This is a genomic window from uncultured Bacteroides sp., assembly GCF_910578895.1.
In the GTDB taxonomy this organism is placed as follows: Bacteria; Bacteroidota; Bacteroidia; order Bacteroidales; family Bacteroidaceae; genus Bacteroides.
The window spans coordinates 1-16177 of sequence record NZ_CAJTSC010000013.1; the positions used below are offsets into that span (position 1 = coordinate 1).

Genomic DNA, 16177 nt, shown 5'->3' on the forward strand with positions numbered 1-16177 from the left:
ACAATATGAATTGCGATTTGGTGTTGCACAAATAAAAAAATATATCTACCTTTGCAGCGGTCATAAAGACTACGGGGTGTAGCGCAGTCCGGTTAGCGCACCTGCTTTGGGAGCAGGGGGTCGTGGGTTCGAATCCCGCTACCCCGACTGATAGAAATAAGTCGTTGGTTTTCAACGGCTTATTTTTGTATATGGAAGCGTCCTACAAGAAATAACTGTCTGTAACTGTCTATTAGTTGTATATTGAGTTAGTAAATCATCACCTTAACACTCAAATCAATTAGATATGGCAAGAAAAAGAAAGTTGTTAATCATGCCCCAGTTAAAGGACTGTGGCGGGGATTTAAAGAAAAAATGGTATGTGGAGTATTCTCTACGAGATCCGCAAACCGGGGAAATGAAGAGATTTCGGCATTATGACGGGTTTTCTGAGCTGAAGTCTGAGAAGGAACGTCGTGCGCATGCAGATGGAATAATAGCTACCATTAAATTGAAATTAGAACAGGGTGATGATCCTTTCAGTGGTAAATCTATTACTTACCAGGATGAACTGATATATCAAATGACTGCTTCCCGCTGGGGAAAGGAACGTGAAGCTGTTGTATGTGTACGTACTTATCTTTCTGAATTTTTAGTGATGAAAGAGACAGAATTAGCCCATTCTTCCTATCAAACCTATAAATCAAAATTGCGTATTTTCTGTGAATGGCTGGAGAAAAACAGCTTAGGCGAAAAGAATGTACGCTGTATCACAGAAGAACATATTCATCTGTTTTTCTACTATATTGCCGGTAATAATCATACCAGCCGTAGGACTGTTATGAAATACAAACAACTGTTGCATACCTTTTTTGACTATCTACTAAAGAATAAAAAACTTATAGCTTCCAATCCGGTTGTAAATATTCCGAATCTTGGAGAAAAAAGAGATGAAGCCGCTCGCCCCATCCCTGATGCTATACGTAAAAGATTAATCAGCTATATGCGTGAGTACGACCCTCAACTTCTATTGATGTGTGAACTTGAATATTATTGCGCCATCCGTCCAAAGGAAGGAATTCATCTGCTTGTCGGAGACGTTGATTTAGAAACAGCTACAATAACCGTTCGGCAGGATATCAGCAAGAATGGGTTGACAGAAACGGTGAATATACCGAAACAGCTATATGATGAATTGACAGACCTGTTACAGATTGGCAGATATCCGGAAACTTATTATCTTTTTTCCAGCGATGGAGTGCCAGGCAAAAAACGGCTTGGGAAAAACACATTGAGATACAGGTTTGACCGTATTCGTGATGAGTTAGGTTTGAGCAAGAAATATAAATTGTATAGTTTTAAGCATACCGGAGCTGTGAAATTGGTAAATGCCGGGATAAATACTTGGGAACTGCAAAAGCATTTTCGCCACAAATCAGTGACAACAACTGAAAAATATCTCGCCAAGCGATTTGGAGTTAATTCCGGACTGATAAAAGATGACTTTCCTGATATGTGATTTTTAGAGAGTAGGAGGCTTAAACAAGCCTCCTACTCTCCTACTGTCCTACATTATACTTTCCCGTAATATTTAATCCATGCCCCCCACTTCCGCTCTTCCAGGTAGTTTGGGTTATCCTGATTAAACTTTGCTTCCATTTCAAAAGCGCTTGCCCGGTAAGCGTTGGCGTTTACCTTGCCGCCGCCTATCTTGCTATCGGTAAACAGATGATACACGAAGCTGATAAGCCACTCCGCTAAATAGAGGATGTAATAGAGCAGCGGAATTAGGAGCAGCCACCACGGGCTAACGTGTATTGCCAGCAGGACAGACGGGATGGCGGCTATCTCCATGCACTCCAAGAACTGCCGTCGGTGTGTCCGTTCATGGCGGATGGTCGCTTCGGACAGTTCCTGCAGCTTCGTCAATATCAATCCGAAAAGCATGATTGTTGTGTACCTGCCAAACAATATCAGTTTGGCAATACGGTTGTTGTAATAAATTGTTTTCATAACGTTTTAGTCTAAAATGACAAATCCTGTTTTGAGATTTACATTCATCGTCTCAATTATTTATTATTATAATCATAAAGTTATAATTACCGCCAGATTGCAGCGAAGCAAAATACTCTCCGGCAGCAACATTGCGTGAAAATTCCGCATCAACTTCCTGACGAGGGTCATCCGGATAATCATCCCTATAAGCTTGGAATATATCAACCTGCATGGCATCAACAGCAGTGAAAAAATCGTCATTTCCCGGACTGTATACTAAAGCTGTTTCAGTAGGATTTAATGTAATTGTTGTTTCATGACTGCTTCCTCCTGCAATATCACCGTCAAATATAATACGCTTTACAACATTTGATTTATTGACAATTACAGCCGGATTTCCATAAGTGTTTATGAATTTATTATTTGCTCCTCCCGATATCTGCTTATCCCCGAGAAATATCTTACCGACATTCTGCCCGCCTATCTTGAGGTTACCCATGGCAACCTCCTTTCTTGGGGGTTAGGGTGGTTTTACCCCCCCCCCTTTTTTTTAACATTTGTTTACAGTTTAAATCCATCGTTTTCATATTGTCATTAAAAAATTATCGTTTACAACCGCCACGCAATCCTCTCCCCATGACTCATAGTCCATTTTCGTTGTGCCAAGGTTTCCGGGGAGTTCATAGGTTTTGTCTTCGAAGGCAAACGTCACGCCGTCCGAACTGAACGCCGTATAAACAATCCCATCCTGTACATAATATGCAAAAACCTTGTCGTTTACGTTCCTGTACCTGATAGTGGCGGAGATAGTGGCGGAAGAAGGGATGTTGCTGCCTGCAATGACGCCTTTCTCCCAATTGGCCAGATCGGATGATGCCACATATCTTTCGTCAGCGTAGACGATAAACCTTCCTTTAATATATGCAAGGTGCGTCGCATCGGATAGATAGGAAAATTCTCTTGAATAATATTCCGTCTTGTTGAAATTCTTATCTATCTTGATGACAGTTTCTTCCTCGTCAGCATACAAATAGCAGTCCTCACCGATAAAGACAGGGTCTGTTATTGTTACGTGCCAATTGCCAATAATTTCAGTTTTAGTATCGGTGTTTTTGTCATAAGCAAAAAAGCCCATGCTGTAGTTATTGATAACGGCCTTGCCATTAAAGATGAACCCTTTAGTCTCATCAAGTGATCCTTGGTCATCACCTATCAGGTATTCATTGCTGTCCGGGACACTGTCTATCTTCTTAATATAGCCACGGCCGGTATTGTCATTAAATTCACCGATGATGAGCTTGTCATGCCAGCAGATTATATTTTTAGGCTCTCCATCCGATTCATATATAACCTTATTAAAACTGACGTTTATTATTTGGTTCCCGGCATCGATGGCATAGAGGATATTGCTCAACCTGTCGTAAAACAACAGGACGCCGTCCGAACTGAAAAGGTCTTTACAATTATAGATGGCCACCAGAGTATTGGTATCATCTATTATCCCAAGATGACTGTTTCCTGAGAAATAATAATCTATCGAACAAACGACATACTCTTTCATTGCCGCCGAAGTTCCGCCGCCGGCTATGAGCTTGCCGCCGAGGTATATCTTGCCAACTTTGTTGGCCCCTGACCTGATTTCTCCCATATCATTCCGTTATTATGTATAAAGTCGAACTGTCCTTGGCGGCGAGGGCGTCGTATTGTGCCTGGCTCAGCACACGGAAATGAAGCCCGTCCACCGTGTCGGCATTGTAACTCGTGGAACCCGGAGGACCTTGCGCCCCCGTATCCCCTTTGTCGCCTTTGGGACCGGCAGCGCCCTGGTCGCCCCGTTCACCCTTATCTCCCTTAGGACCTGCATCCCCTTTGTCGCCCTGCTCGCCTTTGTCACCTTTTTCCCCTTTTTCTCCTTTTAAGTTGGCGGATGAGCTCCCGGAAGCGGAAGTAACGGTAAGGACAGTCCCGTTCCATGAATGCGTGCATGACACACCGTCCGTGCCATCCGCCCCTTTTGGACCCGGGATGCCCTGGATGCCGGTATCCCCTTTGGGCAAAACGAAATTCAGTTTGAACTTCGGATTGCCATCGGCGTCGGTACCATCTTCCGATATGGAAGCGACCGGGACGTCACCTCTTGACACATTACCGATGGAGAACTGCGGCGTCTTGCCCGTGAAGCCGATGGCACCGGACATGTCCACGAGGAAATCATAGTCACCGTTATACTTGACGTACAACCTGGCATTGTCCGGGTCTTCCACGTCACCCGTATTCACCAAAACAAAATCGCCTTCCTTGATGTCCGGATTGCTCCTGTCGGCCTTCATATCGGCGACAGAAGCGTACACCTTCCTGATGGTGAAGGCGTCCCCCTTGCAGTAGATATCCGTCTTGTCGTATGCCCCTGTAACCTTATTCCACTTGTACACGTAATGGTCTGTGCCGATACAGGTAGGGTGGTCTGCCGTATCGTTGGCACTGGCGGCGGCAGCGGCGGCCAGCGCAACCTTCTCGTTGGCTGCAGCCGTGGCAGCATTGGCATCGGCTGCAGCCCGGTCCGCGGCTGCGGCAGCGCTGTCTGCGGAACTGACGGATGTCTCCATCAAGCTTATGAGTTCCCGCAGGTCCGGCGTGACCCTTGTCACATTCCAGCCTTTCTTGCTGCCGTTATAGACCATCTGTATGCCTATCCATACATAGCCGTTGCCGCCTTTGTCCACCCAGTTCTCCGGATTTGTATCGGGGGTTCCCGGATTGTCCATTACGGTGGAAGTGGCAAATTCAAGGTACTGGTTGTAGGTGAGGTTTGTAGGGGCGGACCACGCGGCATCCTGGTTGATGCCGTTACTGGTGAACTTCCGCATGCTTACCCACAGGCGCCCCATACCGGCAGGTATGGCACTGGTCCATACCGGCCCGTCCGGCACGGGGTTTTCAAACGAACCGCCTTCGGGTGCCGCCATGTTCTCGGAATTGGTCCGTGTGAATGCAATGCCCATATTCGTATTGTAGGCATTGTCTGCGGCAGCCTGTGCCAGTTGCGCCTTTTCATCGGCGGTGCCGGCGGCTTCGTTGGCAACCCTTGCAGCCTTCAGAGCCGGGGCGGCAAGAAGGGCAAGCGGCGCACGGACAATCCGCGGCATATCCTGCCCTTCGGCCGGCTGGTAGGCGGGCAGCGATGTGATGCCGTCTAAACTCTCCGCATTGGGCACATCGCCCACACCCTGCGATTCGCGTTTCAGGCGGGCAACTATCTCCTGGTAGTCTTGTTCTGTAAAAGCCATGGTGCTATTGGTTTAGTATTTCGGCAGAATCATTGATAATATTTTCAAATATCAGTTTCATATCCTCTGCCGTCAATCCATTATTTTCTCTAAAAGAAAGCCCTAAAACACCATTGGCCGACACATTATAGAAACCAACAATGGCGTCATCTTTCATTATGTTGGCTGTAATGGCACTGACTCCTCCGGACTTGCTTGCCGACATATTGTATTTGATACGTATGTCGTCAGAAACTTTTGTGGTCCCCTTTTTATTTACATTTGTAATTTCCATTATTTGCCTTCAATTAAGTTAATTACTTGCACATAACCGCCGGGATTAAGAGAGGCTGCCGCATCCTTAATCATGGCCGCTTCTTCAATGTTCAGTTCTATTTCGCGCGCAGCCTTATAAATACGTATGCTTAAGTCATACGCCATGATTTTTTCTTCCGGTCTGGCATCCGGTTTCTTTTCAAGCCATTTCCCGCTGAATAATAATGCGGAAACTATATTCTTAATCAGTTGTGGGACACCGTTATCTTCTATGATAACTTCTCCCTTGTAATTTTTGAAAGGTTGATTAAAATTGATTTTCATATTTTATATAGTTAAAATGTTTAATAATATCTGTCTACGGACCCGTCATGCTTGTAGAAGACCAGACCTGATGCTGATAATTTGCAATAAGGTGAAGTGAGCCTTACAAAATCTCTTATTATTATATATCCCCCATAGGTATTGGACACCGATTCGGTTCCGATTTCAACAGCAGGATCAAATCTTGTATTGATACGGAAGCCCCAACTGTCTATTGTTATCACAGCCTCTCCATCAACCAATCCTGTTTCCAAGGCGTTTACCTTTATGAAATTGGAATTCAAGTACCCGCCGACAATGATGGTGCTTCCTAACAGGGATGCTTCAATCGCATCTTCGTATGCAAGCCCGCCAAGAGAGGACGATGAAACTTTTTCATTAATAACGTTCTGCAAGGTGCTGTTTAAGGAATCAAATGTCACAGCTCCGGATATGTCTATTTTTTCAGCGCTGATCTTAATCCCTTCATCGCCTAAATTTATCGCGGCAATAACCCCCTTTTTGGGAGTGTATGCTTCTAAATTGATTTTGTTGGCATTTATGGTTATTCCTTCGTCACTGACGTTTATGGCATTTATGATGTCATCCTTTTTGACGAACAATGAAATCTCATCGTTTATTCCGTCAATCTTGATACCTATATCCTTTATGCTGTCTCCAATTTCCGTAACCGACAATTCAATGCTTTCCGCCCGTTGCTCTATCTGGGAAAACCTCAGACTGCTCCTTTCGGAAAGGCTGCCGAACTCCTCTTTGCCGGCCCAGAGTTTGTTCCCGTCCGCCGTTGTAATCCAGCCCGCACTCCTCTCTTCAAGGTTTGTCGTCCTCTTGGCGACCGCCTCGATCTTCTCGTCGGTTTGGCTTAAGCCGGTCTCAAGCCTTGCCACCAGGTCCTCATAGGCATTGTCCGTCACTGCCAGCGAATGGATGTAGATATCTCCCGTGAACCGCAGCTCGAAATCGCCCGTGCCGTCCCATGTGCCGGAATACTCCTTCATGGCATAATCACCGCCCGGTTCAAGGCGTTCGGTGAAGTGCAGGTCCTGCCCCGTGAAGCCGACGGTAAGCGTGCCGGCGGTAGACACCTTGTAGCGGAAGGAGATAAAGAACTTCCGCGGCGATTCCCCTTCCGCATAATCCGGTTTGTCCGCCAGGTCCGCATTCGCCTGCCTGATGCCCGAACCGATGACGCGCAGCACGTTCCTGTCACCATACCGGATGACGGCCGCCATGGCATCCTTGCGGGAATGGAACGCGTCGTCCAGGAGGAGGAACATCCCGCTTACCGTGAACAGGCGTATGTCGTTCACGGTGTCCCAGCCGTCCGTGTTGGACGCGAATGCCGAATTACGGAGGTAATTGTCTTTCGCCTGCACCTCGTCGCGCACGGAAGAGATTTCGGAACGTATCATGTTCTCCAATATCTCGAACCGGGTCATTATGTTTATGCCTGTCTTCAGGATGAAGTCGCCCGTGAACCTGTTCCCTTGCGGGCTGATGGCAGTAACATCCTTGCCCGCCAGCGAATAGGAGTCAATCCCGGCATACTGGCGGATGCTCGGCGCGTCATCCCCATATACGGAAAGGATTATCGCGTTCTGCCGTGCCTTGTCCGTCCGGTTGCCCAGCTGCACAAGGCTGTCGCCCGCTCGTGGTGCGTTGCTGTCCGCGTCACAGTCCGTCTTGCTGATGTCGATGTAGTCATCGCCCGCACCGACACACAGGCGCCAGTAGTAGCGGTTGGACACATTCTCATACACACCAGGCTTGATGTTGAACTCCTGATATTGCACCTGGTCTCCTTCGCGGAAGGGGTTTCCGATGGCCGTCTCCCCATCATCGACCGTCAGGTAGCACCGCCAGAACGTGTCGTGCTCCTCGACCTCGGCACATTTCATACCGGCGGCGGTAAACAGGTAGTTGCCGCCTGCGTAGGACAGCTTCTTTATCTCCAGCTCGGAGAACAGCGCTTTGACGCGGACGAACAGTTCGTCCACCTCGATGTACGACTTGCCGGTCGCCGGGTCGGTCCTGATCAGGAAGCCTTCGCCCAACGCGCCGGAAGAATAGTCCGTTGATTGGATATGGTCAGCCTTCAACCCGCTTCTGAAAACGGCGGCCAAGCGGACGAGCAGTTTGTTGAACTCGGCGTTTCCTTCCTGGTCGACGGACGCGCCTGTATGTCCTTCCTGGTATTTACCGGCAGTGATTCCACCCATGAATCTGACAAGGAACTGTGTGGCATCCTGTCTGTCTTTCCGCAAGAACATTTCTCCGCCAATGGCGGCAATCAGTTCACGTATCTGTGTCTCGGACAGGATGCCGTTGCCCGTGCCTACCATAGTAGAAAGGAGATAGGTGGCTATGGCGGCTATCGTTGTGGTGGTCCACTCTTCCGAATACGGGTTCTGTACCGGAAATAACGCCCCCTCGGACAGTGGCAGGCGGGGAAACTCAGATAACCGAGGGGGCACTGTAAAAGAACCGATATCAGGGACGGATATGTGCAGCACATCCGCCGGGATATCGGTTCTCGGAAGGTTCAATAACGGTTTGGCATCGGCATATTTATACGTGAAGGTGTAACTGCCGGGAAGTTCCCTTGCGGCATACTCGACATTGCTTTCCGTTACAACTATTTGCCGGAAGCAGTTTCCCACGTAAATATATTTTTGCCCGGAGGGAAAGAAATCAAGCAGCCATTTCCGTTGATTAACGTCAAGAAACCCTGTGTTCTTTTTAAATTTCCGTTCCGTATCAACGCGATATTCGGTCGTCACTTCATCAACTTCCGCCAAGTTATGGGTATGTTCGCCGGTAAAGGTCATATTGCCATGCGCCCGGAAAGTATCAATGCCACCCATAGAGTTCTCAAAGAGTATCCATTCCTCTTGTTCGGAAGCCATATCCGATGCGTAATACCGCTGTACATAAGTCAGGCGATATCCGTAACTGTTTTCCACCCATACGTCATAATAGGAAGGCAGGCTGCCGTTAAGCAATCCGGCAACTACGGCATATTGCAGGGGGATTGTGCAGGCTCTGCCTTCGGGGATAGACACAATGTCTATTTCCCGGCTTGTAGTTTCTTCATCCCCGGATGTGAAATAAGCCTTCAACCTGACCGTGGCATCGGTAACGGCATAATAGGTAAGGAACTCCGGCGAATAGTATGTGACAGGCTTTATTTGCGGCTGCCAGGTTAAAAAATTCTGAGTCAGAAAATTGGTGGCAGAATCAGCAAGCCGGTCAACTCCTCCGCGCACTACTTTGAATTTGATTTCCGTATCGTTGACAATGGCAATGAACTCTGCCGCAAGCCGTGTCTGTTCGTAAGATTCCGACAGGTCTTTAAACAGGGTGGCAAGCCGCCCATGGATGACCTCCTTGAGGTTGATTGTGATATTGCCGTTGGCCGACGGGTCATATAGTTGGGAGAGCACATCCTCTCCGGCTTGACGCAGCACAAAGGAAACCCGGCTGCTGGAAGATATGACAAATTCTTTCAGGTTCAGGCTGAAAGAAAGAGAATCCGGCTGTTGAATGATATTCATCGGTTTCCTTTTTTTTGTACGAAATTAGGTTGTCCGGGGGCATGGCGAAAGGACATCTGTCAGTTCCTTCCTCCAGCCGTTCCGCCCGTGGTTCCTGCTTCTTTCACTGTCAGGTGAACTTCTGCCTTATAATAGCGGAACACGCCCCTATACTCTGAACTGAAGTAAACGGTCCTTTGATAATACTTTCCACCCTTTTCATATTGTTCACGGGTAGGAAACGGAGGATAGATGGCGGGAACGGATACTTTCGCCGACGGGGCATATCCGGCGTCCGTCCACTCTTTTTCGGTCAGCGTGTCACTTTTTATGTGGTGCACCCATAAATAAGGGCTGCCGGCCGTCAGCCTTTCACTTTCACTGACAGATACGGAAACCGGTTCCAGCAGCTTCGTTGTCAACAAGACGGTTTCTATGGGTTCGTTTTTTCCGCCTACGGCATATTTCATGATGTCTATGAGGTAGTCATTGCCATTGACCGATACTTTTTTATGGACTTGGAGAGATTGCTTCATCGCATCGGGCAGCAATAACGGCACTGTCACTTTATGGAGCGCATTTCTCAACAGGTTGTCAAAATCACGATAGAATTTCTCGTAGATGCCGAACGGGCCGTTGTACAATAACGAATATCCGTGGACCGTATCGGTATTTATGCCGGTGCTGTCATCGGAGACAAACGACAATATGGGAGCCTGGTCCTGGCTTGACGAGAGCAGTTCGCCTTCGGGATTCTCATCGTTGCCGGCAACCTCTCCCGAGGTCACCAACGTACTGTTCAGCGTGTTTCCGTTGCCTATATAAGGAGCGGTCATCACCCGTTCGGACGTTCCTTGCCTTGAATCGGTATAGTACACACACGACGAATGGCAATATTGGCAATCGGGCACGGAAACCTCATAATCGTCTACCCCTTCCTCTTCCGCATAATAGGGCAAATTCCCGTCGGAAACAATCTCGAAAACTGTGTAATTGGTATATCCTGTCCTTTTATATTTACCGCTGTCTTTGTCGTAATAGGCCGTAGGATACTTCCTTGCCAGGTCGGTGGTGCTGTCAAAAGTGCTGCCCTCCGTCAGTGAGTTCTTGGACGACAGCTTCAGTTGGCGGGGTGTTTGAAAGGCTATGTCCGGATAGCCCGTCAGAAAAGGGGAAAGGTCTGTCTCGCTTTTTCTTCCAATCAGGTCCTTGAAGAACTCGATACGCACGGTTCCGGCCGTTTCGTCCGGGATAAACTCACAGCAGAATTTCTTGCGGAACACCTCAAGCAGCGTGCTGCAGTAACAATTGGGAACCAGATGTGCCAACCGGATTGTGCCGTTTACCAGTGAGTCGGTCGTGTTATTGATGAATACCATCGATTTGAAAGGTTCCGTTTCGGTGAAGAAATTATCAAGCAGCGTGTAGCCGAAATATTGAAACAACCTTTTCAGCAAGTAATTGGCGCGCATGAACGGGGTGATGTAGTATCCGGGAGCCAGATTGATAATCTGCCCGTTCACGGTTTCCTGCCGGGCGAATGAATGAAAGAAGCCCGGAGTAAAATTCGGCAAGGTCTCTTCACGCGATGAAGCCGGCCTGCCGCTGCTGTCCATTTTCGCCACAATATTGACTCCCCGCTTCTCTCCGTCCAAGTCTGCTATGATCGGGAAGACAGCATAGTTCTCATCCTTTCCGTCACGCAAGGACCAGCACCATCTCAACCCCTCTTCTACGGTATGTATTCCGGAAATGGTCTCGTCACCGAAAATGAGAGGCACCGCCACTTTGCCGATGCGGGCAAGGAAGCTCCCCTCGTTCATATAGAAAGAGGTCTGTATCTTCTCCTTGCGCCTGGCTCCGAGAACCGCCTGGCGGCATGGCATGAAGTATTCGCCGTCTTGTATGATGCAGCCGATGTTTGCCGACGGCTTGTTGCGGTTTGCCAACAGGTCCGGATAGCCGGTAAGCCGGCGGTTCAGGTCGGTATCCGGGAGGTCAATCGGAAACGATTGCTCCCCCCATTCATTGAAGAACAGATTGGGGCGTTCTATCTCTATCCGGGTGTCCGGGGCAAGTTGATAGGCTTGCCTGCTTTCGGTATTTATGATTTTCATATTCGGGTATTTTATTTTTTAGAACCGATGGCGCGCGACCGGTTACGGAGTTCCTGTTTTCTCTCAAGTTCCGAAAGGAGCACGGGAGCCGGCGGAAGCCCCTCTTCGTCCAGACGGACAATGGCGTTGGCAAAGCGCCTCATGAGGTCCGGAGGAAGTGCCGTGCCTGCATTGCCTGCAGAATGGGGAGATACAGGTATCGGATTATGAATGGAACCTCCGGCAGCGTAGCCTGCCATACGTGTGCGGATGGCTTGGTTGAGGTCGAGCGTGCGGATTGTCCCTGCCTGTTGGGATTTGTCGAGGATATCCAGAATGGGGGCTACGGTCGGGTTGCTCACTGCGGCATTGGAAGCCACCCATTCTTTGGACTGCCCCGACGGTCCCTCTCCTACTATTACGGTGGGACGGTCTATGAAGCCGCGGGCATCCGGAGCGTAGTCCGCATCCGGAAACAATTTCCCGTCCTGTGCCCGGCGAACATCTATTTTCCCGCCGGATTGCCGTCCTGTGGCAACGCGTGCGCCGGTGCCTCCGTTGCCCGACCCGCTGCCGGACAAGGTCATGTTCTTTACTTTGTTCCGTTCCGCATTGGCCGCCGCCAACTGGATGGCACCGGTGGCAGCCATCAATCCGGCGGCAATAGGTCCGGCTATCGGTCCGAGCTGGGCGAAAGCCATCATAATGGCCAACGCTGTGTTGGCTATTATCTGCGAGGCTTTTACCGCAAACTGCACGTCGGCATATTTTTTCTCGATGTCCAGTTTCTTTTGCGCCTTTTCCTGCTCCAGGCGCTCCACTTCTTCGGCATTGCCCTGCGCAGCTTCTATTTCCGCGTCATATTTGGCTTCCACGTTGTCTATCTCAATCTGCTTGAAGGTATTGAAAGCATTACTCAATCCGGACAAGACAGAATTTACAATGCCTTGTATGCTTTGCAGCATCCCGCCGAAATCGGCATTGTCGATGGCTTCCTTCAGTTTGTCTATGTTATTGAAAATATCGGTGAACTGCCGGGAAATGTCATTACCCTGCAAGGCCTCCAGCTCTTCGGAACTTTTTTCGGCAAGCTTCTTCCTTTCATCTTGATACTGCTTGTCCAAATTCAGTTTGGCACGGTTATAAAGTTCTGTTATCCCGGCTTCGTCCTGCCCGTTTTTCCGGGCATAATCCAAGGATGCCTGATAGTAGGCTTCCAGCAGCTGCAGCCGGGTGTCATATTCCGCCTTCAGCTTTGCTTCGGGGGTGGCGGGCGTGCTTTGCGCCATTTCACGCAATGCGTCCACATTGTCGCGGAACACCTGTTCCGCCTTCAGGCGGGCATCAAACGCTTGCTGCTCCGCTTGTTCCACGCGCTTTCCGGCATCTTTCACAGCCTGCTCTTTCAGTGCGGCATTCTCAATGCCGAGTGCTTCCACATTGCCGGCATGCTCCTCTTCGATGGAAAGGCGGCGGTCCGCCAGGTTGCTGAGGTAGGCGGCTTCCCATACGGCATACTGCTGCTCCGTAAGCTGCTTGTTCTGCAGCATCAGTTTATGGGCGTTCAGTGCGGCGGTGCTCCGGCGTTCTTCGTCAGCCAGTGCCTGGTCGCGTAGGGCGGCTGTGTCGGCAATTGCTTTTTTGTCGGCTTCAAGCCGCTCATTCTTCTCCGGATTTTTTCCTGTCTTTTTTTTCTCGACGCCCAAGTTTTGCAAGGCTTCCAGTTCCTCTTTCAGTTTGGCAACCTTTTTGTTACGGGCTTCCACTTCGGCAGGAGTGGTTGCTATGATTTTTTCCGCTTCCTCAATCTCTTTCTTTTTGGCTTCTATGAGGTCTGTCGCTGCGTTTCCGGCGTCTTGCTGAACGGTAACCGAAGCGGCGATTTCCATATTGACGTCCCGGATAGCCTTGTCTATATCCGCCAGTTCCTGTTTGGTCTGCCTGACGGTTTCGGCGGCTTTGTTTGCTTCGGTCTGCATGGTTTTAACCCCTTGGTCCAGTCCCGAGACCAATGCGCGTGTTCCCGGGGTCGATACCTTCGAAGCATTCATCGAGGCGACAAACCGGGCGGCTGTCAAGTTGTGTTTCGCTTGTTCTTCCTTCTCCATTTCGGTGCCTAACCGCTTTTTCGTTGCACGCTGCTTCCTGTACAGCTCCTCCAGCTCTTCTCTTGCCGCTTTCATTTTTATCTGTTTCTCCAATGCGGCGAGGTATTCGTTGATGGCATCCGTATTGTCATTGATCAGCTCACCCTCCGTTGTGAGGGAAGCGTTGTATCCTGGCACAAGTCCTATGAGTTCTTCCAAAGCGTTTTTCCGTTCCCGGTAGGATAAGTTGGAATTGTGCACCAGGGCGGATAAGGTGTTGATTTTTTCCGCTTGTTTGTCCATTTCATCCGCCGCTTTCTGCCGGATGCTGTTCAACGATTTCATGGAAAGCGTCTCTTCATCTGTCCGTTTCCGCAATAAGACCAAGGCTGTCCCTGCAGCGGCAACGGCTCCTGCAATCCACCCGATGGTACTTGCCTTGCAAACCATATTGAACAGTCGCATGGCAGCGGCTGCCCGTTTGACATTTCCTGCCAGCTTGGCTTTGGCAGCGGCATAGAGCAGTGTAACCCCTTTTACATTGTTTATGCCGGCAAGTTTCATCTTGTCCAGCAGGATGGAAGCCTTGGTGGCGGTCATCTCTTTGTAAGTGGCTGTCGTGGCCAGCTCCTTTGCTGTTCTGTAAGCGGTGTAAGTGGCAACCAAAGCGGCCAGCACATCGCGGTGTTTCACTGCCCACCCTATCAGTTCCATGGTTCCTACAGAGACACCCGTATACAGGTCGTCCCATTTCTCCTTGAGCGGCAGAAGCGTCTTGCCGAGTTCCAGCTGCGCATTCTTGAACCGGACGGAAGCTGCCTGGGCACGGTCGGCGGAAGAGACGTAATTGTCGCCGGCGGCAGCCAATTGCCGGTCGACAATGGATGCCACGGCAGACATGAAGTCGCCGGTCCGGGACATCTGCTCGTTGATTTCGGCGGCGGAAATCCCGAGGTTGTCCAGAATCATGACCGACTTGCGCCCAAGTCCCGTTACAATCGAATTGGTCATATAGTCAACGGACTGCCCCGTCTGTTGTGCCTTGAGCTGGGCAAATTGCAGGTATTTGCCCAGGTCTTCGAGCGGTATGCGGAAGTCTTTTGCCTGAATCGCCGCTTTCATCAGATCGAGGTCGGTGACGGTTCCTTTGGTGGCGCGCCGCAGGTTGTCGAGGATGCTCCCGTCGTCCATCGCCCTGAAAGCCCGGTCCACGCCATCGGCGGCTTCTGCCATTTCCACGCTTTCCGCCGCCACTTCTTTCATATTTCCCAACGCTTGTACTCCCCAGTCGGCGATGCGCATGTATAAGTTCCCGAAAAAGGCGGTCCATTTCCCGGTCGATTTGGCGGCTTGCTGGAACTGGCTTTCGACGGATTTCCCCGACTCCTTCAATTCGTTCATCCGGATTTGGGTGTCGGTCAGTTGCTTGTTCAGCTGTTCCCATTCGTGCGGATGCAGTGCCTGCGAAGTTTCGTCAAGCTGCTTCCGCAAATCTTGTGCGCGGCGTTTCAGCTGGGTCATCGAAAGGTTGCTGAGCCCCATCTGTTCGTCCAGGCGCTTTATCATATTCCGGTTGTCGCTGATTTGTTTCGTGTTTTTGGAACATTCATCGGAAAGCGACTGGTAGATGGCGGTGTTCTTCTTGCCTTGCATTTCAAGCTGTTGCATGGACTTGCGCAGTTCCTTGTTGCGGGCGGTAAGTTCGGCATTCTTTTTGGTGAGTTCGTTTACCCCCTGTTCGGCTTCGCTTGCGTCGAGCGACAGTATCCATTTGATTTGGTCTTCATTGAGTTTCTTTGCCATAAAACAATAGCTGCTACTTGGGTGTTATTGCACACGAAAGTAGCAGCTGTCTGTTATGCCGTAAAGGACACGCAAGCGTTGTCACCGTATGGGTAGGCCGAATATCTTGCCAAGGAGCCAGATGCAACCGTATCCTACGAATGCGGCTGCCGGACCGATAACCATGGCCGCCGGAGTGGCCCAAAGGGAGATAACCACGGCAATGACCACAAACAGCCTGTCCATCCCCTTCATGAATAGCGGAAGGACAGTGAGGCAGAGAACCACGTGCAGCATCATTAAAAAGGTGTCCATATCCATATTGTCTCGTTGGTTTATACAAAAATAGGCAAATGTTCTTTATTGTCAAAGCTTTGCAGGGTTTATTTCCTGCAATTTGGCTGTAATGGAGTCTTTCATGTCCTTTGTCAGCCCGTATCGCAAGTCGTTGATGGTTTCGTGGTACAGCCTTCCCCACACTACCCGGTTGTACAATGCGATGCGTTTGCGCACTCCCGCCAGTCCGCGGCTGTACTTGATATCCAAAAAGCGGAGGAAAGGATATATGGCGAAAACATAGGTCGGTCTTAGCCCGTTCCCGGAGACGCGGAACGGCCGGGATGCAAGAAAGGCGGCAAGTTCCCGGGCGCGCTCGTTGTCGAAATTTTGGCGTACTACCCTTGCCTGTGTTTCGTAGATATAGGCGGCATCGCGCCTAAGTGTCTGATGGATGAACTGTTTGCGTATTAATTCTTCTGTAACCATATGGCATCGTTGTTTCTGCAAAGGTATGGGTGCCGTGATTGTCCGCGAAGGACAATGCAGCTGCCCATTGCGGA

General features: G+C 49.7%; 12 protein-coding genes and 1 tRNA gene. 2 read left to right on the top strand and 11 right to left on the bottom strand.

Features of this window, described 5'->3' with window-relative positions; translation table 11 throughout:
• Positions 1-72 precede the first annotated feature (72 nt).
• Both QZ327_RS04880 and QZ327_RS04885 read left to right on the top strand, forming a co-directional pair.
• Positions 73-147: transfer RNA gene (locus QZ327_RS04880), tRNA-Pro, on the top strand.
• Positions 148-286: 139 nt separating this feature from the next.
• Complete coding sequence (locus QZ327_RS04885) at positions 287-1498, top strand: site-specific integrase (RefSeq protein WP_294617607.1); 1212 nt, start codon at positions 287-289, stop codon at positions 1496-1498.
• Positions 1499-1551: 53 nt separating this feature from the next.
• Here QZ327_RS04885 and QZ327_RS04890 read toward each other — a convergent pair whose 3' ends face one another.
• The 11 genes from QZ327_RS04890 to QZ327_RS04940 form a co-directional block, all read right to left on the bottom strand.
• Positions 1552-1992 carry a hypothetical protein gene (locus tag QZ327_RS04890; protein WP_294617609.1) on the bottom strand — a complete coding sequence of 147 codons (441 nt, stop codon included), beginning with the start codon at positions 1990-1992 and terminating at the stop codon, positions 1552-1554.
• A gap of 52 nt (positions 1993-2044) precedes the next feature.
• Positions 2045-2473 (bottom strand): hypothetical protein, encoded by a 429-nt coding sequence (locus QZ327_RS04895; RefSeq protein ID WP_294617611.1) that lies wholly within the window; start codon positions 2471-2473, stop codon positions 2045-2047.
• 84 nt (positions 2474-2557) lie between these two features.
• Positions 2558-3622, bottom strand: coding sequence for a hypothetical protein (locus tag QZ327_RS04900; RefSeq protein WP_294617613.1), 1065 nt, complete (start codon positions 3620-3622; stop codon positions 2558-2560).
• A gap of 1 nt (position 3623) precedes the next feature.
• The gene (locus QZ327_RS04905; RefSeq protein WP_294617614.1) at positions 3624-5261 is read right to left on the bottom strand and encodes a hypothetical protein; all 1638 of its coding nucleotides are present in this window, start codon (positions 5259-5261) and stop codon (positions 3624-3626) included.
• A gap of 4 nt (positions 5262-5265) precedes the next feature.
• Entirely contained in the window at positions 5266-5535 is a 270-nt protein-coding gene (locus QZ327_RS04910; protein WP_294617615.1) for a hypothetical protein, read from the bottom strand.
• Positions 5535-5840, bottom strand: a complete 306-nt coding sequence (locus QZ327_RS04915; protein ID WP_294617617.1) for a hypothetical protein — start codon at positions 5838-5840, stop codon at positions 5535-5537. Before QZ327_RS04915 ends, QZ327_RS04910 begins: the two co-directional genes overlap by 1 nt.
• Before the next feature lie 20 nt (positions 5841-5860).
• Positions 5861-9394 carry a hypothetical protein gene (locus QZ327_RS04920; protein ID WP_294617618.1) on the bottom strand — a complete coding sequence of 1178 codons (3534 nt, stop codon included), beginning with the start codon at positions 9392-9394 and terminating at the stop codon, positions 5861-5863.
• Between the two features lie 59 nt (positions 9395-9453).
• Positions 9454-11490 (bottom strand): hypothetical protein, encoded by a 2037-nt coding sequence (locus QZ327_RS04925; RefSeq protein ID WP_294617619.1) that lies wholly within the window; start codon positions 11488-11490, stop codon positions 9454-9456.
• Positions 11491-11501: 11 nt separating this feature from the next.
• Positions 11502-15359 (bottom strand): hypothetical protein, encoded by a 3858-nt coding sequence (locus QZ327_RS04930; protein ID WP_294617621.1) that lies wholly within the window; start codon positions 15357-15359, stop codon positions 11502-11504.
• A gap of 81 nt (positions 15360-15440) precedes the next feature.
• Positions 15441-15659, bottom strand: a complete 219-nt coding sequence (locus QZ327_RS04935) for a hypothetical protein (protein ID WP_294617622.1) — start codon at positions 15657-15659, stop codon at positions 15441-15443.
• Between the two features lie 45 nt (positions 15660-15704).
• On the bottom strand, positions 15705-16103 hold the full coding sequence (locus QZ327_RS04940) for a hypothetical protein (RefSeq protein WP_294617624.1): 399 nt from the start codon (positions 16101-16103) through the stop codon (positions 15705-15707).
• Between the last annotated feature and the right edge of the window lie 74 nt (positions 16104-16177).